Here is a 17,631-nt window from a genome sequence, read left to right as displayed (position 1 = left end):
GAGAGCGAGCAGGGAACCGCTGTCACTGCGACGCTCTGCGTCCCACTCAGCCCGCTCCACCCATCAGTACGTCACAAAGACCCGGCGCTCTGGCCCGTCTACGCGGATGCGCCCGCCGCAGGGGATCACGACCTGCGGGTCCGTGTGGCCAAGGTCGACGTCAAAGACCGCCACCGCCTGGGGCGCGTACTCCGCCAGCGCGCGCAACACCGCCTCCCGTTGTGCCTGGCGGAACTCCGCCTTCTGTCTATCGTGTAGCGTCCGATGGCGGGACCAGGTCTTCGGGCGACCCATCAGCAAAGCGGAAAACTGTTCGAGCAGACCTCGTTCGCCCATGTTGCGCATGATCACGTACGCTTCCTCGGCGTTCGGCATCGAGTCTCCAGTTTCCAGGAACAGCACGCCTCCGGAATGCACATCGACCGGTCGTACCGCAAGGTCCGCCATCAGCAGCCAAGACACGATCTCCAGGTCGCCTCCCCAGCCAGCTCCTTCGACTGCGCGATTCGCGTTGTGCCAGGTCCAGCCGCCTGCGGGCTCCATCTCTGGTTCGACCTCGAAGGTTTTCGGATCCTGCCAGGAGCCAAGGACCTCGCCGTACGCAGGTGCCGGCTGGAGTTCGAATTCGCCGGAGCTGAAGAGCGCTGCCCGCAAGGATTCTGCTGTCATCGGGTGCATCACGCCGGGTCGGCCATACTGAGTCATCACCATGCCGCCGTGAAAGCTGACAATGCCCAGGCTGCACAGGAAGAGCACCAGGTTGGTGTTGTCGCTGTAGCCGAAGAACGGCTTCGGATTGGCGCGGATCAGATCGCGGTCGAGATGGCGCAGCACGGTGATCTGGTCAGAACCGCCGACGCTGGCGATGACTGCCTTGATCTGAGGGTCGGCAAAGGCCGCGTTGATGTCGGCGGCCCGAGCCTGCGCGCTCGCTCCCATTTTGCGGGTGGTGGGATACTCCACGGGCTTGAGCCCGAAGCCCTCCCGGAGTCTTCGCAGTCCAAGCTCGTAGGGCAGCGGCACCTCGCCGGGCAGGCCGCGCGAAGGTGATACGACTGCGACGGCATCGCCAGGCTTGGGCTTCGGGGGATAGATCGGGACTGCCATGCTGCGATGGTAGTAAGTCAATTGCTGGATCGCTGGGAGGTGGCCACTGGGCACGGCTCTCCGGGCTGCGGCAATGTCCAGGGTCTTGACCAGGCTCGGAACGAAGTAAGACCTTCGTGTCGTCAGCCTTGGACTCGATGGGAGTCGAAGAGACATCGCGCCCATGAAGGCCCTCCAAAGTCACCCCGATGACCCATCCCAATCCATCGGTCAACGGTGAGAGGCCGCCGCGGGCGACTGCAAGGCGTCAGCCCGGCAGTCGCCCGCGTCCAGGTCCCCGGTCAGCGCCCGAGAAGCTTGCCCACCTGCGCCACGACGTCGTTGGTCGGCACCTCGATCTGCTCGCGGGTGGCCAGGTTGCGAACCGCCACGAGCCCCCGCTCCCACTCGCTCGGAGCGATGACGACTGCAACCTGGGCCCCGGCCTGGTCGGCGCGAACCAGCTCCTTGCTCAGCTTGCGATGCTCCAGCGGCGAAGACGTCCGGATGCCGGCCAGCCGCAAGTCGCGGGCGACGGCTCGGCAATCAGACAGCAGCTCCGCACCGACAGGGATCACCACGGCGTCCACCTCGGCGCGGGGCTCCGGCAGCAGCCCGTGTCCCTCCATGAAGTCGTGGAGGGTGACGTCGCCCATGCCGAATCCGATGCCTGGAATCTGCTGGTTCGTGAAGAGCCCGGCCAGGTCCTCGTACCGGCCGCCGCCGAAGAGCGATCGGCTGTTTTGTGGGTGCTGGTCGAAGACCTCGAAAACGGTCCCGGTGTAGTACTGCAGCCCGCGCACGATGAACGGGTCGAAGGTGACCAGGTCACGGGAGTCTCCCGCCAGGATCTGCGCCAGCATGGACCGGCTGCGTGCCTCCTCGGAGACATAGTCCAAGACGCCAGCTCCGCTGCTCAGCACCTCTTCGAGGAGGTCAAACCGCGTCTCGTCGATCCCAAGGCCCCCGGCGTCAGTGACCAGCTGCTCACGTGGGTACTTCGCCCATCGGTCGATCAGCGACGAAGCCTCCTGCAGCTTGTCGGCAGGAATCTTGACGACGTCGAGGAGGATGCTTTCCAGCAGAACGCGGTCGCCGGCCCGGAGCACCCACATGTCCTTGGTGGCGCCGATCGCGGCCATCATGTCGTGGATCAGTTCGAAGATCTCGATCTCGCAGCTAACGCTGTCGGACCCGAAGATGTCCACGTTGATCTGGAGGTGCTCGCGCAGGCGGCCGCGCTGTGGGCGTTCGTAGCGGTGACAGATGACGTGGCTGTACCAGCGTACAGGCAACTGAAGTTGACCGGCATTGCCAGCGATCATGCGCGCCACGGATGGGGTCATCTCCGGCCGCAGTGCGAGACGGCGACCGCCGCGGTCAGTGAGGGAGTAGAGCTGCTGGTTGGCAATCTCCTGGCCGGACTTCGCCTCGTAGATCTCCGCCGACTCCAGGATGGGGCCGTCATAGCGGGCGAATCCGTAGCGTTCGATCGCTTCGTAGAGTTGATGGAAGACCTGCTGCCGAACGGACATCTCCGAGGGGAGGAAGTCCCTCGTGCCGCGATACGGGGTTGTCGGCAGCAATCGTCCCACCGGAAATGCCTTTCCAAGAGAAGCGAGTCAAAGCCCGTCAAAGAAGCGGACGGATCGTCAGCCTACCAGCGGCGCCGTTACGTTGGGTCGGCGCCTAAGTCGGTCAAGCGAACCCTCGCGAGCGCCCTCTCAGAGACGGGTTCGTCTCTGAGAGGGCGCAAGCGAGAGGGTCTCAGGCGCTCTACTCGGGTCCGTCCAGCCCGCGCGGTGCCAGGTCGTAGAACGCGAAACGCGGGCCGGCGTTGCGGCGCGAGTAGACCGCACGGCACGCGAGGTCGGATCGCGGGAAGAGCTCGAGCCAACCGGTACGCCTACGCGGGAAGCCCTGGAGCGTCAGGATGTGCACCAGGTCCAGATCGGAGTCGTTGTCCTGCCGGTCGTAGTACAGCTCAGGTTCCCCAAGAATGATCGATTTGAGTCCTCGGCTCCATGCGGTGGCGAACCCGTTCAAGATTTCAATGACCGCGTCCTCCCCTTGCCGAAAGTGCTCGTGCAAGACGCCAGCTGCGAAGAGCGCGTCGGCCCGGGCGCAGGCATCTGGCCACGTCGCGGAATCGAAGGCGTCGGCGACGTGGAACGACACGCGCTCGGCCACGCCCGCCTCCACGGCCCGCTTGGAGGCTTCCGCGATGGCCCCTTCCGAGATGTCCAGCCCGATTCCGCTGAACTCCGGGTCCCGCCGGGCGGCCTCGATGAGGAATCCGCCCGCTCCGCACCCCAGGTCCAGGGCACAGGTTGCACTACGTCGGGCAAACGCTTCGAGCACCACATCGATGTGGTACAGGTCGAACAGGGTGTTGCAGCTGCGTCCCAGCGCTGCGCCATCGCGCTGGATGTCACGGCCGTAGTGGGCGGTTCCTGTCAGAAGGTCTTCGATGCGCTGCGTCACCGGACCGTACGCCTCGATGTAGAAGCTCAGCTGCGCGAGAGAGGTGTCACTCAACAGCGCGGTGCCAGCCTCGGTGGGTGCGTATCCACCGTCGATGCTCCGGGTGTATCCGGCGGTGGAGAGCCAGCCGAGCAGCTTCTCGCCGAAGTAGGGGTCGAGGGGGCCCAGCAGGTCTCCGAGGTCTGTGTGGCCTTCTCGCAGCCGCTGGAGCACCCCAGTGCGCATGAGCGCTGCGAGGACGACGGCCTTGTGGTAGCCGTCCAGTATGTGGGGCATGTCGGAGAGCCGGTAGGCGCTCCATGCTTGTTCGGTGACCTGGTCTTGGAGTTCGACACTGCGATGGTCGTAGCGGATGGTCACGATGCTCCTTGTGTGTCGACTGAGTTAGGAACTGCAGGAGGTGAGCCAGTCGTCATAGGCGGGGTCAAGGCCCTGGACGACCGCGCGATAGCGGCTGGCGAGCTCGTCTGCGACCGGGCTGGTGCCGTTCCCGATGGTCTTGTGCTCGACAGAGCGCACGGGGCGGATCTCTGCGCCTGTCCCCGTTAGGAACAGCTCGTCGGCGCTGAGTACCTCGTCCAGTTGGAGCGACCGCTCGCTCACCCGCAGGCCGGACGCGGTGGCCAAGGTGAAGACGCTCGACCGGGTGATGCCTGGCAGGGCGCCTTGTGGCAGTCCCGGGCTGATCAGCTCGTCCCCGGTGCGGATGAAGAGGTTGGCCCCGGTTGACTCCACGACTTGGCCGGCCTCGTCCAGGAGCAGGGCGTCGTCGTAGCCCCGCTGGACCGCGTCGGCCTTCGCGAGCATGAGCGGGCCGTAGCTTCCGTTGGCTTTCGCGCCGGGTGGCAGGACTGTCGGGCCTGGTCTGCGCCACGGGCTGATCGCGAGATGGAGGTCGCCCGGTTTCAGGAGGCCGGCCCAGGCGGTGACCAGGATTACCACCTGGGCGGCGCCGACCGTCGGGTCGTTCCCGATGCCGCCCGTGTGCAGGTGGATGACCGGGCGTACGTAGCAGGCGTCATGCCCGTTGGCGCGTACGGTGTCCACCACCGCGCGCCTTAGGTCCTCCTCGGTCCACGAGATGACGTCCAGCGGAGGGTAGAGGCGTGCCGAGGCAAACAGGCGGCTGACGTGCTCGGCAAGTCGGAAAGCGCTCGGGCCACGGGGAGTCGGGTAGACCCGGATGCCTTCGAACACGCCGTAGCCGTAGTGAAAGCTGGGCGACCACGCTCCGGGGCGAGCAGCGGCTTCGTCCAGGAGCGCTCCGTCGACCCAGGCCACGGCACCTGCTCGGCCCGTCATGAGAGCGTCCGGGGGTGCCGCAGGACCCAATCGCTGAGCTTCGCTCGGTCGATCTTCCCAGTGGATCCAATGGGCAGGCTCTCCCGGATATACAAAACATCAGGGACTTTGTAGCGCTCGACCCGCTGGGACATCCACCGAAGCAGTTCCTCCGGGGTGGGTTCGTGCCCTGGTGCCGGGGCGACTACAGCGTAAAGCCGCTCCCCCAGTGACGGGTCCGGGACTCCGCAGGAAAAGGCATCGACCACCTGCGGATGTTGCTCCAGGACGGCCTCCACCTCGGCGGGAGCAATCTTGTTCGCCCCCTTGACGACCACGGCCGTGCCGCGACCCTGGACCGTGATGCGGCCCCCTTCCCGGACTTCCACCTGATCCCCTGTCCGGAAGAATCCGTCCTCCACCGAGGCGCTGGTCAGCTCCGGTTGCCCGAGGTAGCCGCGCAGCACGCCAGCGCTACTCACCGCGAGAACGCCGCTATCGCCGACAGCAGCAGCCTGACCCGGAGCATCCACGTACCAGCGCACTCCCGTCAGGGCCCGGCCCACGGTGTCGGGGTGCGCGTCGTAATCGGCCGCGGGCAAGATGAAGTCGGGGGCACTGGTCTCGGTCAGTCCGTAGATGACGGAGAGACCGCTGTGTGGGAGCAGTGCGCGGTAGCGACCACCCGTTTGAGGGGGGAGTAGTTCGCCGCCTACAACCACCTGCTGAGGCGAGCGTGTCCGCACCAGCGGGTCGCGCACTCCCTCGTCTTCCAGCAGCGGCAGGATCTGCCGGAGCATGGTGGGGACCACGGCGACACGCGAGACCGGTTCTTCCGCCAGCGCTTCGCAGAGTCCCTTGGGGGTGAACTTGCCCAGCAACCGGACTGAGCCACCCGTGCCCAGGGCCAGCAGGATGTCCCACTGGCAGAAGAGAAAGCTCGTCCGGAGCACAGCGAGCGCGTGGTCGCCCGGCTGATAGGCCAATGCCTCTTGCACCATGGCCAGTTTGGCCAAAATGCCGGTGTGGCCGAGGACAACGCCCTTGGGGATTCCGGTGGAACCGGAGGTGAAAATGACAAGTGCGGCCCCGAAGAGCAGCGGGTCCCGCTCTCCATGCTGCGCGGGCAACACGCGAAGCCCGCCGGGCAGGACTTCCCCCAACTCCCCCAGATCGGAGCGGGTCTGCTCGATATCGCCCAGACTCACCGCCGCAGCCCTGGTACGGTCCGCCGCGCTGATGACGACCGGAGCCGGCACCGAGGCGTCGAGAGGGACCGCGCAGCGTCCGGACCTCCAGATGGCGAAGAGACGCACCAGGCTGTCAACGCTATTGTCCATGAGGACGATCACCGGGCCATCGTCGCCTCCGGCGCCTTTGTGGATCAGCTGGGCCGCCTCTTCAACGGCAGCGTGAAGTTGGCCGTACGACAGGCGCCCCTGGCTGTCCGAGAGCGCGAGACGGTCGGTGTACTTGTCACAGCTGAGCGCCAGATAGTCGCTCAGGTCCTGAGCGCCGGTCGGCGGCGCCGTATGGGACGTCATGCCTGCTCTCCGGAGGTAGTGGGGGTGGTGGCCTGTTGGAGCCGGTGGAAGGCCAGCGGTGTGATGCTGGTGAAGGTTCGGGTGTCGCCGCAGGGCATCGTCCGGCGGCGTAGGTAGTCCCTGAGGTCTTCGACTAATTCGTCGGTCGGGCCCAGGAGCAGTCCGCGCCGCAGGACGAAGACCGGGGGGCCGTCCGCTGAGGTCTGCGGTTCCCCGTCGAGGGCCACCACGATGCGGTCTTCGGCGACGCGGTCGCTGGACGTGGCCACCGCCGCGTCCAGCCACAGTTCGACCACCCTGGTGCACCCGGACAGGGTGACACTCCATCTTTCGTCAGAGGAGTCGGTGATCGCGCCCTTCCAGACGAGTTCCCGTTGCCAAGCGGCCAGGGCTTGGCGGACCTCGTGCATGGCCTGGTCATCCGTGAGCGGTGGCTGCTCGAAGGTAGCCTTCTCTCGGGCGGGCACGCCTGCCAGGAGTCGGCGGGGCGGGAAGCTCTTGGCGACGACGGCCCCGGCGGCGACTATGCAGCTGTCGCCGATGTCCGCGCCAGGCATGATGGAGCAGTGGTAGCCGAGCCACACCTTGTCCCCGATGCGCACGCCTTCGTAGGCGGTGCTGTAACCGTCGAGGACACTGTGGGCGAAGTGGTAGCCGTGGGTCCAGATGCTGACGTACTGGCCCGAGCCGACGTCCGAGCCGATGTCGATCAGGCAGTTGGCGTTGAGAAGGTTGTGGGGGCCGATGGTGACTCGATCGCCGATGCGTACGGTGGCCGTGGATTCGAGGGTGCCTCCACCTCCCACTGTGCTGTGCGGGCCGACGTAGAGGAGTCGGCCGGCGTCGAAAGAGCGGGCGACGATATCAACGCCGTTGCAGACGCGAGCGGCCGGACCGGTGCTGAAGCTGTCGGCGCAGAGGACCTTCACGCCAGCGGCGATCTCGCTGTTCTCGCCAATGCTGAGGTGGGCGGCGCGCAAGTCGGCTCCCGCGCCGACGTGGACGTTGCGGCCCAGGTGAATGCGGTCGCCCACAAGCTGGACTCCGTCGTCGAGTCGTACGCCGGGGCCGATCGTGAGCTCGTGGGCGTGGATGACCACGTCTTGTCCCACTACGCACTCTGCGGGCGGGTGTGCGCGAGGGATGACGGAGTCGATGAGCAGGGACACGTGAACCTCCGTAGAGTCAGTCAGCGGGGCAGCTGGGTCAGCAGGTCACAAACACGCTGGACGTCGGCGTCAGACATGGCGGGATAGATCGGCAGGGAGAGAGTTCGGGCCACGGCGGCTTCGGCTGCGGGGAAGTAGTGGGAGTCGAAGCCGAGTTCTCGGTGCAGCAGTTCATGGCGCTGTGTCAGTCGACTGGCGTCGACCTCATGTAGGTGGAAGAAGTCGAGGAGGCGCTCACGTTCCTTCTCGTCTGCGCACCGCAGGACGAACCGGTAGACGAGTCGGCCCGGGTCGGGCAGGCCCGTCGGTGCAAGTGCGTCGGGGCAGGCCGCGAGGTACTGGTTGGTAATCCAGGCCCGGCGTTCCCGGACCTGGGCGAGCCGAGAGAGCTGCGATCGGGCCAGCGCCGCGTGCAGGTCGGACAGGGCGAGGGTCATCCGGGGCCATCGGCTGCTGCGAAAGCTCGCCTGGGTGTAGGCGGTGATCCGTTCCGCGATCTGAGGGTCCGCGCTCCAGCACAGCCCCCCAGTCGCCCCCGTGAAGACCTTCGTGGCATAGAGCGAGGACACCGCGACCCGCCCAAAGGTCCCGTGCCGGCCGTACGGACCCTCGCTGCCGAAGGAGTGGCAGCAGTCCTCGACGATGTTGGGGCAGATCCTGGCCAGCTCAGGCAGGGCCGCGGTCGCGCCGTAGGTGTGCACCACGAACGCGGCGTATGGCTGTCCGATGCGCTCGGCAGCGTCCCGCAACGCCTCCGGAGACATGGTCAGTTCGTCTGGCTCGACGTCCACAACGAGCGGGCGGCAGCCGGCCAGGCGTACGGCGTCGAGCAAGGCCACGCAGGAATAGGTGGGTACGGCGATGAGAGCTCCGGCTGGCGCGTCCAGGCCAACGAGAGCGAGGAACAGGGCGAGTGTGCCCGAGGTCGTGGCGACGGTCCGGCCCGAGCCGAAATACGAGGCCAGGTCCTCCTCCAGGCGATGGCGTTCAGGGCCCGGCGCGATCCAGCCAGACTGGAGGACCCGGTCCACGGCGGCCCGGTCATTAGCGGTGACCAAGGGCGCGTTGTGATCGATCCACGTCACTGCTCGCTCCTCGGGGACAGGCGCTCAGCCGGCTCGCGCAACCAGTCAAGGAGGCGCCGGTCCGGCTGGCCGTGCCCCGCGTCGTGTTCCAGGACGACTACTGACGGACGGCAGGTCCGCAGGACATGGGCGACCACGTCGTAGGACACCTGCGGTTGCGTGCCACCGCCCGGGGCCGGGTACGGCCGATGCCCAGGGCCCGAACGATCGTTGTCGTACAGGTGCACAGACCTGATGCGCGGGCCGAGCACGTCCGCGAAGGATCGCACCGCCTCAGGGCCGCCCAACTGGTGCGCGTGACCGATGTCCAAGCACAGGCCCAGGTCCGGCCATTCCGCGAGATACCGCGCGTACTGTTCGGGCTTCGCGCAATGGGGGTTGTGCGTCATGTTCTCGATCAGTACCGACACCTGGAAGGCCCGACTGAGCCGGGCGGCCTCCGAGAGGAAGGCGCCAGCCAAGTCTTCGAACCCCTCAGCCGGATAAGGCGGATAGGGCGTGGGGAAATGCGCCACGACGTGCTGCGCCCCTAGGTCCGCCGCACACCTAACTGTGGCCTCAAGAGCCTCAACCGCAGCCGCAGCCTCCCGTGCATCAGGCCCCGTTGGGCAGTAGCGAGACATCAGTTGCGGGTGGGGAGTCGGGGTGTGCAGCGCTGGCGTGATGCCGTGATCGGCGCAGAACTTCCTGATGCGGGCCAGTGCCTCTACTGGGTAGGTGTAGAACTCCACGAGGTCCGGCTCGTAGGCCAGCAGCGCCTCCAGGTCCGACTTGACCTTCAATACGCTGGTCGAAACGCCGAGCATCATGCCCCCTCTCCAAGGTCGCACCGAGCAATCTCGAGCACGGCATGTTGATGAATGAGCTGGCTCCCGTTGACCAGCCGCTGCTGTCCATCAACCTCGGCGGACCACGAGTGCAGCGGATCCTCGGACCAGCGCGGCACCGTTCGGGACGGTGCCATCGCGGTCCAGCGCCACCACAGTCCCCGCTCTCGCAGGCCCGTTTCGATGGTCCGCCGCGACCACAGCGTCCAGCCGCTCTGCCACTCCCCCGGGGTGCCAGGGCCCGAGCGGCGCACCCGCACCAGAGTGTCCACGTCCTCGGGGTTGAACAGCCCGAAGACCACCAGTCGGACCTGCGGGGTCCCCGCGCTCAGTGCTCCGTCCAGCCAGGCGAGCGGCTCGTCGAAGATCGAGTGGATGCCGAGCAGGGTGACGATGTCCTGATCCCTCGGCAGCGCCGTCGGGTCGAGGACGTCGCCGACATGCAGGTCAACGCCCGGTAGCAGCCCGCGAGCGTACTCCACTACCTGCGGCAGCACATCGATGCCCGTGCACCTAAGTTGTGGCCATCGCGCGCGGAGCTGCTGTAGGAATCCGCCGAGAGAGCAGCCGATGTCCAGCAGCGACGCGGAAGGGTTCGCATCCAGGTGGGGGGCGAGCAGGTCGGTGACCGCTGTGAAGTGCGGTTTGTCGAGGGCCCTGTCGGGCTCGCTGAGGCAGTTGAGGTCGATGCTTCGGCCGCCGAAGGGCAGCTCAGGTCGAGCCATGCTGCTCCCCCCGCAAGACGTCGTCGAAAGCCGTCAAATAGGAACTCAGCACCACAGCGTCTGGCGTCTCGGCTTCCTCGAGTGCTTCCTTGAGTCCGGCGCACCGGTCAGCGAAGAACGGCGGCTTGACGCCCGCGAGCTTCGTACGGCGGCAGGTCACCTTCACCCAGGTGGACTGGAAGAGCGCGGCTCCGGTGAGGTCCGCACCCGTAAGGTCCGACTGACTGAACCGGCTGTACGCCGCGTTGACCTCACGCAGGTCCGCGCTGCTGAGGTCGGCCGCGATGTATGCCTGGACGAGGATCGCGCCGGCGAGCGAGGCTTCGGCCAGACACATGCCGCGCGGCGGGTCACCAGTGATCATCGCTCGGTAGAGGTTGCTCTGCGACAGATCCGCACCGCGCATATCCACGTCACGGAATACGGCGCAGCGGCCGGTGAATCCACGCATCCGAGTATGCCGAAGTTGCGACTCGACGACGTGCAGGTTCTCGGCCTGGACGTTCACCAGGTCAGCGTCGGACAGGCATGTCCTGTGCACGGAGGCGGCCACGAGACTGGCCGCGGAGAGCTTGGCGCCTGCAAGGTCGCTGTCACGCAGCCTGAGCCCGGGAAGGGCGGCGGCGCTCAGGTCGATGCTGGGCAGGCAGCAGTGCCCGATGTCTGCGTCGGGCGCATGAAGGTCCCGCGCGACGACGCTGTGGCCGCGCAGACCGTCAAGGCGCAGGCTCGGCAGCCTCGCTCCGCTGAGGTCGAGGCCGTCGCAGTTCGTGGCGCGCTGGATGACGACACCGGTCCCGGTCATTCCGCTCAGCCGGGCCCCGGCCATATCGCTTTTGGTCACGGTTAGCTGATCGGCGACCGCGTTCCCGAAGTCTGTCTCGCGCAGGACGGATTCGTTGAAGGTCGCGCCTTGCAGGTTGGCGGCCTTGAGATCGGCTCCTTCCAGATCGCACTGATAGAAGGTGGTGCCGGCCAGCTGGCCGGCAGGCATGGCGGTGCCGCGCATGGAGCAGCCATGAAAGAGGCTGCCGGTGGCGTCTCGCAGATTGCTGAGGTCGGCATTGTCGAAGATGGACGTCTGCGCGGCGAGGGCGTGGACATAGGCGTCGCGCATGCTGGCGCCGGTCAGGTCTGTGCGTTCCATTCCGGGGCAGATCATGGTGACCCGGTCCAAGAAGGCCCCGCGCAACGAGGTGCTGTGGAGGGTCGCGCGGTTGAGGACGGCACCGGTCAGGTCGGCGTCCGCGAGGTCCAGGTTGGCGAGATTCGCGTCGGCGAGCTGAAGCCCGCGCCCGGTGTTGTGTAGAAGATCCGCGGTCAGCGCCGCGATGTCTTTGAGAATGGGTTCGCGTTCTTCGGCGGCATCCAGTGTGTTCAGGAGCTTCACGTGCGTGGCGTTGGCCATCAGATTTCCCCTCTGCCATTGCGGGCGGTCGAGTTGGTCCACTGTCTGCTCAGCCGTCGGGCAGGGCTGCTCCCAATCCGTGCTGGCGTTCCAGGAGGAAGGCTTCGGCGTGCTCGGTGCCACTGAGTTGGCCGTGAAAGCGATCGGTGATTTGGACGGCGATACCGTCCACGGGCCGGAAGCCCGGGCGCCGGCGGGTGAATGGTTCGAGGGCCTCGGCCTTGCGCTTGACGTAGTCGCTGATGTCGACGAAGACGGTGGGGGTGAATTGTGAGGTGGCAATCGTGCGCGGTTCGGCAGGACGGATGGAGAAGAGGTCCGCCCGGTGGTTGCGCAGAGCTGCTGCGACGGCTCGTCCAGTTAGGGCATGGTCGACATGCCCGTCGCCGCGCCAGTGGGTGAGCACCGTATGCGGGGCGATGTCCGCCATGAGACGGTCGATGGTGGCGACGAGGGCGACTTCTCCGTAGTCGGCGACCTGGAGCGGGAGATCCTTGCGGGGCCAGCACAGCTCGTAGCCGAGGAGGTCCGCGGCTCGTGTGGTGTCACCAATCCGGCGTTCCGCGCCGACGCCGGTCTCCGCGAGGGAGAGCACCGCAGTGACGACCCGCACGCCCGCGTCACTGAGGCGGGCGATCGTTCCGCCGGCAGCGATCTCGGCATCGTCCGCATGAGCGACGACGACGAGCACGGTACGGGACGGTGTATCCATCTCGGCCCGCGTGCCAGCGGGCCAGCTCTCGTCCTCGCTCATCGGGTTGCATCCGAAACCGACGATCCGTTGCCGAGAACCGGGTTGTGCTCCGCCCACAGGGCCGGTGTGCCTATTTCGACGTAGCGGACTTTGGTGCCGGCGAAAGCTTCGCGCAGCTTGCCGAGGCTGTCGATGACCGTGGGCGGATCGGCAAGGGCCGACAGATGGTCGGGCAGGTCCGCGTACACCGTGTGCGGGGTGGCGATGACCAGTGTCCGTACGGCTGCCAGGTCTTCCGGCCAGCTGAGAGCTCTCGCGCCTTCCCCTCGGGCGATGACCTCCTCTGTTGAAAGGAAGGGGTCATGAAGCCGGACGTCCGCCCCGTGGGCAGATAGTGCTGCCGCCAGGGCAAGAGTCGGTGAGCCTTGGGGAACGTGGACGTCCGGCGCGTAGCTGATGCCGAGAATGCCAATTGGGCCATCGAACTTGTTGGTCAGCCACTCAGCGACTCGGCTGGGGTGGGCAGCGTCCCAGTCGAGCGCGCTGTCCACGAGGGGGAGCTGTCCCTCACCGAGGAGTCCGTCCCCGGCGTAGTGCGGGCTGAGCGGTATGCAGTAACCGCCTATGCCGATCGATGGATGGAGGGTAGGGACGTTCCACTTGGTGCCGGCAAGCCGGAAGACCTCCGCCATATCCAGGTCCGGGTAAGCCGCCGCGAGCTGGTTGGTCAACACCAAGTCGACGTAGCGATAGAGGTTTTCGACCGACTTGGACAAGGCCGCGCGGGTCCAGTCACTGGCCACATGCACCACGTCGCTGACGGTCCCATACAGCTCAGTCACCAACGGCTGGGACGCGGGACTGAGCGTGCCGACTACCCTGGGCAAGCTGCGCAGGTTCATCTCCGGGTCAAGCAGCCAGTCTCTGCGCGGTGCCGTTGCGAGATGGATCCCGGTCTCCACCACCCCGGTCGCACCGGTGAGCAGCGGGAGCACCTGGTCTAGCCAGCGCACGCTCACCGTGCTCTCGATGCTGACGAGCAGCTCCCTGTCGGCCCGATGTGCGGAGCCGATGGTCTTGATCACGGCTTGGAGGGGATCCTGGAATGCCTTGCCGCCTCGATCGGTGTTGACGCAGATGAGGTGGATCTGGGCGTCGAGGGCATCCTTGTCGTCCGGCGGAACCGCGCGGAGCCGGCCGTCACGCAATGTTTGCGGGTCCAACTGGACCCTGTCCTCGAAGCCAGGGAGCGGCACGATGCCAGCGTTGATGCAACGCACCCGGGAGGAGTCCACGTCCACGATCGCGCAGCGGAAGCCCTGCTGGGCGAAAGCGGTCGCGGCAGAAAGTCCGATGAATCCGGCTCCCCAGATAGTGATCCGAGCCGACCGGTCACAGACGCTTTGATGGAGGGGAGAGGTGTTGCTGAGCGTCATACCTCGTTCCTTTCAGGACGTCGGGGAGCCACCACGCGGCTTGCTGGCTGATCACTAGGGGAAGTCCGGACCTGGACCTGTCGGGTGCGGCCGAGCACGGCCGTGTTCTGGAGGGTCAGTACTCCACTGGCCTGCTCCCGCTCGCCGACGAAGGCGAACCAGACCATTTCGTCACTGGGCATGCGCTTGAGCTCGCGGCCGATCCGTCCAGGACGCCAGTGTTCGATCACCTGCGTACCGCAGGCTCGGAGCTCCCGTGCTGCCGAGAGGAAGAAACTGAGGTCAGCGGAACCGTGGACTTTGAGGAGGTGCACCTGCTCCGTCGAATCCGCGGGCAGCAGCTCAGCGAGAAGCTCGATCGAGACGGCTGTGCTCCAACATGTCTGTACGTCTTCCCGCAGGGCACGGACAACGTGGTGGTAGCCGCCACCGTCGCCGAGCATTCGACCGTCGGCGTCGTGCACGGTGAAGCTCAGCCCGGCGCAGTACTCGGTTGCACGCGGCCAGTCCACGGAGAAGGCGGTGGCGGCGCCCAGCCCTCCCGCCGTGCCGAGCACTTGGCGCACATGGCTCGTCCGGGATCGCAGCAGTGGTTCGGCACAGTCGATCGCCGCTAACGCCTGCTTCGCGTCAGCGTCCCCGCATAACCCGACAAGCTTCTGATACCGCCTCAGAAAGCTGGACGCGCTCTGGTCACCTACTGGTTGCTGCTTACGGGCTTGGTGCATGGCATTCCGCGCCTGCAACAGCGAGAGCCCTTCGTCCTCCGCCAGCTTGTCGATCATGGAGAAGTCGCAATAACGGAAGCCTGATCCCGGGGCTCGGCCGTCCAAGAGCGTGGTCCAGAGGCGGAGGAGGGTCAGATCTGCGCCAAGTTCGTCCTGCTCGTTGCACAAGGCGGCGACAGCCTGTGTCCAGCCTCGACGGCGTTTGTGTCGATACCGCGCCACGGGCACGCACGCGGCGGCCCGAACGGGCCGACCGTGCCGTAACGCCCCGGTGCCTGCCAGCGCCCGCAGTACGCCGACCAGGGAATCCGCCGTCAGCGCGAGTTCGCGTCCACCGAGGTCCGCGAAACTGAAGATCCGCCCTGCCGCCGCCGTACCAAACTGCTCGAAGGTCGCCGCATAGCCGACCGGCGAGACCTGAACCGGAAGGAAGCCGAAGCTACTGACCACCGAACGAAACTCCGCCTCCGCGCGGAAGATCCCGGCTGCCACCGGCCCCACGTCGTCGGCGAATCCCCTTGGGGTTGCCCATGCGTCCACGTTCCTGGCACCTCCTAGGGCGTTTTGTCGTCTCCTGGTCCGTGCGGCGCTGTAAACGATGAGATGGAATGTCGGGAACTGTCCTGCTGCGCGACGGAGCGGAGTCTCGGCCGAGCAGTGGTGGGCTTCGATCCGGCCCTCTGCTTGACCCAGCCCAACGTGCCGCCCAAGCCTGCCCACTAGCGCCCACGACACCACTAGCTGCTTCCTGGCTGACCCCTCCCACCCGCTCCGGATGAGCAATGAGGTTGATCTGCGGCAACGGTGCTCCCATCTCGAAGTGGTGAGTAGCAGGTCAATCGCGCCCCGCAGCACAAGGGCGGTGAAACGATCACGCGGAGCCTACGTTCGGCGCGATCGAACTCGCAGACGATCTGATCAAATCGATGGACCTTGGCTGAGCATCGACCGTTGATCGCGTGCCGCTTGGACCACTGCCTGGGGCAGGCATCGGTCCGATGCTGTTCCGTGTCCAACCGTTTGCCCCACCAGCGATCCCGCCTCCCGCGGTGCTGTCGATTCAGCGCACCGCTGCAACTCTGCTTCATCTAGCGGGAGTTGGCACATCACGCCTGTAATGTCACGCAGGTAGTGCAGCACTCCGTGAGGGCACAGACCTGATCGGCAGGTCGACGCCGGCGGTGGCTGTGCCGGCGAGAGTCGAGTCGGCCCGCGACCGCAGGATCAAGCCAGTGAGTTCGAGTGGGGCCTGCAGGCCATCGAGCAGGCAGACGATCTTGTCGATGTTGGTCAGGCGGCGCGCACCTGATTCCAGCATCGACAAGAACGGCTGACTCAGCCCGGTTAGCGTGACCATGTCTTCCTGCCTGAGGTTGCTGATCTCCCGCACGAGCGTGCACAGCCTCCCGAAGTCCCTGGCGACGAGTGCCTCCCGAACACTCGCATCGGTCCATACCTCCGGCAGGACATGAGGAGATGCTGGAGGTGAACCCGCGAGAGTGCGAAGGCACCCACTACAGCGGACCTCACGGTTATAGCGGCTGAGGCGACAGCCGCACCGGGAACATCGACGGTTACGTTCAGTGATCGCTCTCGTCCTGGCACTGCTCTCTCTCAGCACGGTCATCCCCTCGCTACTGTCACCCGGCCAGCTCCTCGTGAGCCGCGCGACGTTCGCCTCCCCGGGCAGCCTCGGGTCCAAGCCGACAGTCGAACGCCACGACACGATCGACACTCTGTAGGCGGACGGTTACCGTCGAAAGGGTGGACACGGGGGGCACCTCAAATGCCCCCGCCATGTCCCCGCAGTCCGTGCGCGGGTAACGACCCCGCGTGCAAGACTCGCTAAGAAGAGACGCCCGCCGGCTAGGTGGAAGGCATGACATGATCGACGACCGCCCCAGCTGGGCGCGACGCATGGAGTCCGAGCGTGCGGCTCGCGGCTGGAGCCCCCTCGACGCTGCCCGCGCCATGCGCGCTCACTCAACCCATGAGCTGTCCGACGAACGGGCCCTCGCGCGATCATGGCGCCGCTGGGAGTCCGGCGCAGTCGCGCCACGAGACCACAAGGCTCTGATCGCAGCCGTCTTCGGCACAACCACCCACGCGTTCTTCCCAGTGGACCACCGTCGGGATGGAAACACCGAGGTGAGGGACGTCTCAGGGATGGACACAGTCGAGATCGTCGCCCGGCTGCGGGCTTCAGACATCGACGAAGCCACCTTGGACGCCCTCCGCATCACAGTCGACAGGCTCTGTACGGAGTACGCCTACATGCCTGGCGATCAGTTGCTCGTCGAGGGCCGGGCGTGGCTCAACCGAGTCGTCAGCATGCAGCACCAGCGACTCACGCTCGCACAGCATCGTGACGTGCTCTTCCTCGCAGGGATGCTCACCTTGCTCGTGGGATGCGTGGAGTACGACGGCGGGGGTGTGACCCGCAGCCACGCGGAGGCCACCCGGCAAGCAGCCCTGTCCATTGGCCACGAGGTCGGACACACAGGTATTCAGGGGTGGGCTCACGAAATGCGCGCATGGTTCGCCCTCACGAACGGAGACATGCGCGGTGTAATCGCCGCCGCCGACGCCGGTCTTGCCGCCGCACGCAGCGAATCCGTGGCTGTCCAGCTACTGGCACAGAAGGCCAAGGCATGGGCAAGGATCGGAGATCGGCGTCAGACGGAAGTCGCACTCGATGCCGGCCGGAGTCTCCTTGAGTCCATGCCTTATCCGGAGAATGTGCAGAACCACTTCGTGGTAGACCCGAACAAGTGGGACTTCTACTCCATGGACTGCTATCGCAAGGTCGGCGACAACCAGATCGCCGAGACTCTGGCGCGCGAAGTCCTCCGAGCCGGGGTGGATTTTGACGGGACGGAGCGTTCCCCCATGCGCAATGCCGAGGCCCGCATCACCCTGGGAGTCGTTGCGGCGCGGGAAGGTGATCTAGGAGCTGCCCTCACGTACGGCGAACAGGCATTGCGTAGTGGTCGACAGTCGCTGCCTTCGCTGAGCATGGTCGCTGGCGACCTGGCTGCTGTACTCACCCAGCGGTACGACAGTGATCCCCAAGCGCGCGAATTCGTTCAGTACATGCGTGCTCTGGGCTCTCGCTGACACCACTTGGCCCTGACACCACGTCGATTCAACTACGCTCAGTCGTG

16 protein-coding genes are annotated in these 17,631 nt (G+C 66.1%); 2 read left to right on the top strand and 14 right to left on the bottom strand.

The annotated features are described in order from the left end of the window. Positions 1 to 63 precede the first annotated feature (63 nt). From AB0C82_RS26055 to AB0C82_RS25990, 14 genes are all read right to left on the bottom strand, one after another. Positions 64 to 1,107 (bottom strand): S66 peptidase family protein, encoded by a 1,044-nt coding sequence (locus AB0C82_RS26055; protein WP_362846267.1) that lies wholly within the window; start codon positions 1,105 to 1,107, stop codon positions 64 to 66. A 281-nt stretch (positions 1,108 to 1,388) separates the two neighbouring features. Beyond that, complete coding sequence (gene hisS / locus AB0C82_RS26050) at positions 1,389 to 2,681, bottom strand: histidine--tRNA ligase (RefSeq protein ID WP_362846265.1); 1,293 nt, start codon at positions 2,679 to 2,681, stop codon at positions 1,389 to 1,391. A gap of 181 nt (positions 2,682 to 2,862) precedes the next feature. Continuing rightward, positions 2,863 to 3,930, bottom strand: a complete 1,068-nt coding sequence (locus AB0C82_RS26045; RefSeq protein ID WP_362846263.1) for a class I SAM-dependent methyltransferase — start codon at positions 3,928 to 3,930, stop codon at positions 2,863 to 2,865. A gap of 24 nt (positions 3,931 to 3,954) precedes the next feature. Beyond that, complete coding sequence (locus AB0C82_RS26040) at positions 3,955 to 4,872, bottom strand: aminotransferase class IV (RefSeq protein WP_362846261.1); 918 nt, start codon at positions 4,870 to 4,872, stop codon at positions 3,955 to 3,957. Then, complete coding sequence (locus AB0C82_RS26035) at positions 4,869 to 6,395, bottom strand: class I adenylate-forming enzyme family protein (RefSeq protein WP_362846259.1); 1,527 nt, start codon at positions 6,393 to 6,395, stop codon at positions 4,869 to 4,871. Before AB0C82_RS26035 ends, AB0C82_RS26040 begins: the two co-directional genes overlap by 4 nt. Then, entirely contained in the window at positions 6,392 to 7,564 is a 1,173-nt protein-coding gene (locus AB0C82_RS26030) for a DapH/DapD/GlmU-related protein (protein WP_362846257.1), read from the bottom strand. The genes AB0C82_RS26035 and AB0C82_RS26030 overlap by 4 nt, the downstream gene beginning before the upstream one ends. Positions 7,565 to 7,584: 20 nt before the next feature. Further along, positions 7,585 to 8,649 carry a DegT/DnrJ/EryC1/StrS family aminotransferase gene (locus AB0C82_RS26025; protein WP_362846255.1) on the bottom strand — a complete coding sequence of 355 codons (1,065 nt, stop codon included), beginning with the start codon at positions 8,647 to 8,649 and terminating at the stop codon, positions 7,585 to 7,587. Next, positions 8,646 to 9,458 (bottom strand): sugar phosphate isomerase/epimerase family protein, encoded by an 813-nt coding sequence (locus tag AB0C82_RS26020; protein ID WP_362846253.1) that lies wholly within the window; start codon positions 9,456 to 9,458, stop codon positions 8,646 to 8,648. Before AB0C82_RS26020 ends, AB0C82_RS26025 begins: the two co-directional genes overlap by 4 nt. Continuing rightward, entirely contained in the window at positions 9,455 to 10,201 is a 747-nt protein-coding gene (locus AB0C82_RS26015) for a class I SAM-dependent methyltransferase (protein ID WP_362846251.1), read from the bottom strand. Before AB0C82_RS26015 ends, AB0C82_RS26020 begins: the two co-directional genes overlap by 4 nt. Then, positions 10,188 to 11,609, bottom strand: a complete 1,422-nt coding sequence (locus AB0C82_RS26010) for a pentapeptide repeat-containing protein (protein ID WP_362846249.1) — start codon at positions 11,607 to 11,609, stop codon at positions 10,188 to 10,190. Before AB0C82_RS26010 ends, AB0C82_RS26015 begins: the two co-directional genes overlap by 14 nt. A 49-nt stretch (positions 11,610 to 11,658) precedes the next feature. Next, the gene (locus AB0C82_RS26005; RefSeq protein ID WP_362846247.1) at positions 11,659 to 12,363 is read right to left on the bottom strand and encodes a PIG-L deacetylase family protein; all 705 of its coding nucleotides are present in this window, start codon (positions 12,361 to 12,363) and stop codon (positions 11,659 to 11,661) included. After that, a complete protein-coding gene (locus tag AB0C82_RS26000; RefSeq protein WP_362846245.1) occupies positions 12,360 to 13,739 on the bottom strand; it encodes a UDP binding domain-containing protein in 1,380 nt (459 codons plus the stop codon). Before AB0C82_RS26000 ends, AB0C82_RS26005 begins: the two co-directional genes overlap by 4 nt. Next, the gene (locus AB0C82_RS25995; protein WP_362846243.1) at positions 13,736 to 15,007 is read right to left on the bottom strand and encodes an ATP phosphoribosyltransferase regulatory subunit; all 1,272 of its coding nucleotides are present in this window, start codon (positions 15,005 to 15,007) and stop codon (positions 13,736 to 13,738) included. The genes AB0C82_RS26000 and AB0C82_RS25995 overlap by 4 nt, the downstream gene beginning before the upstream one ends. Before the next feature lie 580 nt (positions 15,008 to 15,587). Further along, complete coding sequence (locus AB0C82_RS25990) at positions 15,588 to 15,857, bottom strand: helix-turn-helix transcriptional regulator (RefSeq protein WP_362846241.1); 270 nt, start codon at positions 15,855 to 15,857, stop codon at positions 15,588 to 15,590. Positions 15,858 to 16,050: 193 nt separating this feature from the next. Here AB0C82_RS25990 and AB0C82_RS25985 point away from each other — a divergent pair, with 193 nt between their 5' ends. Next, a complete protein-coding gene (locus AB0C82_RS25985) occupies positions 16,051 to 16,209 on the top strand; it encodes a hypothetical protein (RefSeq protein ID WP_362846240.1) in 159 nt (52 codons plus the stop codon). Between the two features lie 142 nt (positions 16,210 to 16,351). Beyond that, the gene (locus tag AB0C82_RS25980; RefSeq protein WP_362846238.1) at positions 16,352 to 17,584 is read left to right on the top strand and encodes an XRE family transcriptional regulator; all 1,233 of its coding nucleotides are present in this window, start codon (positions 16,352 to 16,354) and stop codon (positions 17,582 to 17,584) included. Positions 17,585 to 17,631 lie beyond the last annotated feature (47 nt).

This window comes from Streptomyces sp. NPDC048560 (assembly GCF_040650955.1).
Lineage (GTDB): Bacteria > Actinomycetota > Actinomycetes > Streptomycetales > Streptomycetaceae > Streptomyces.
This window is presented reverse-complemented; position numbering and strand designations above follow the sequence as displayed.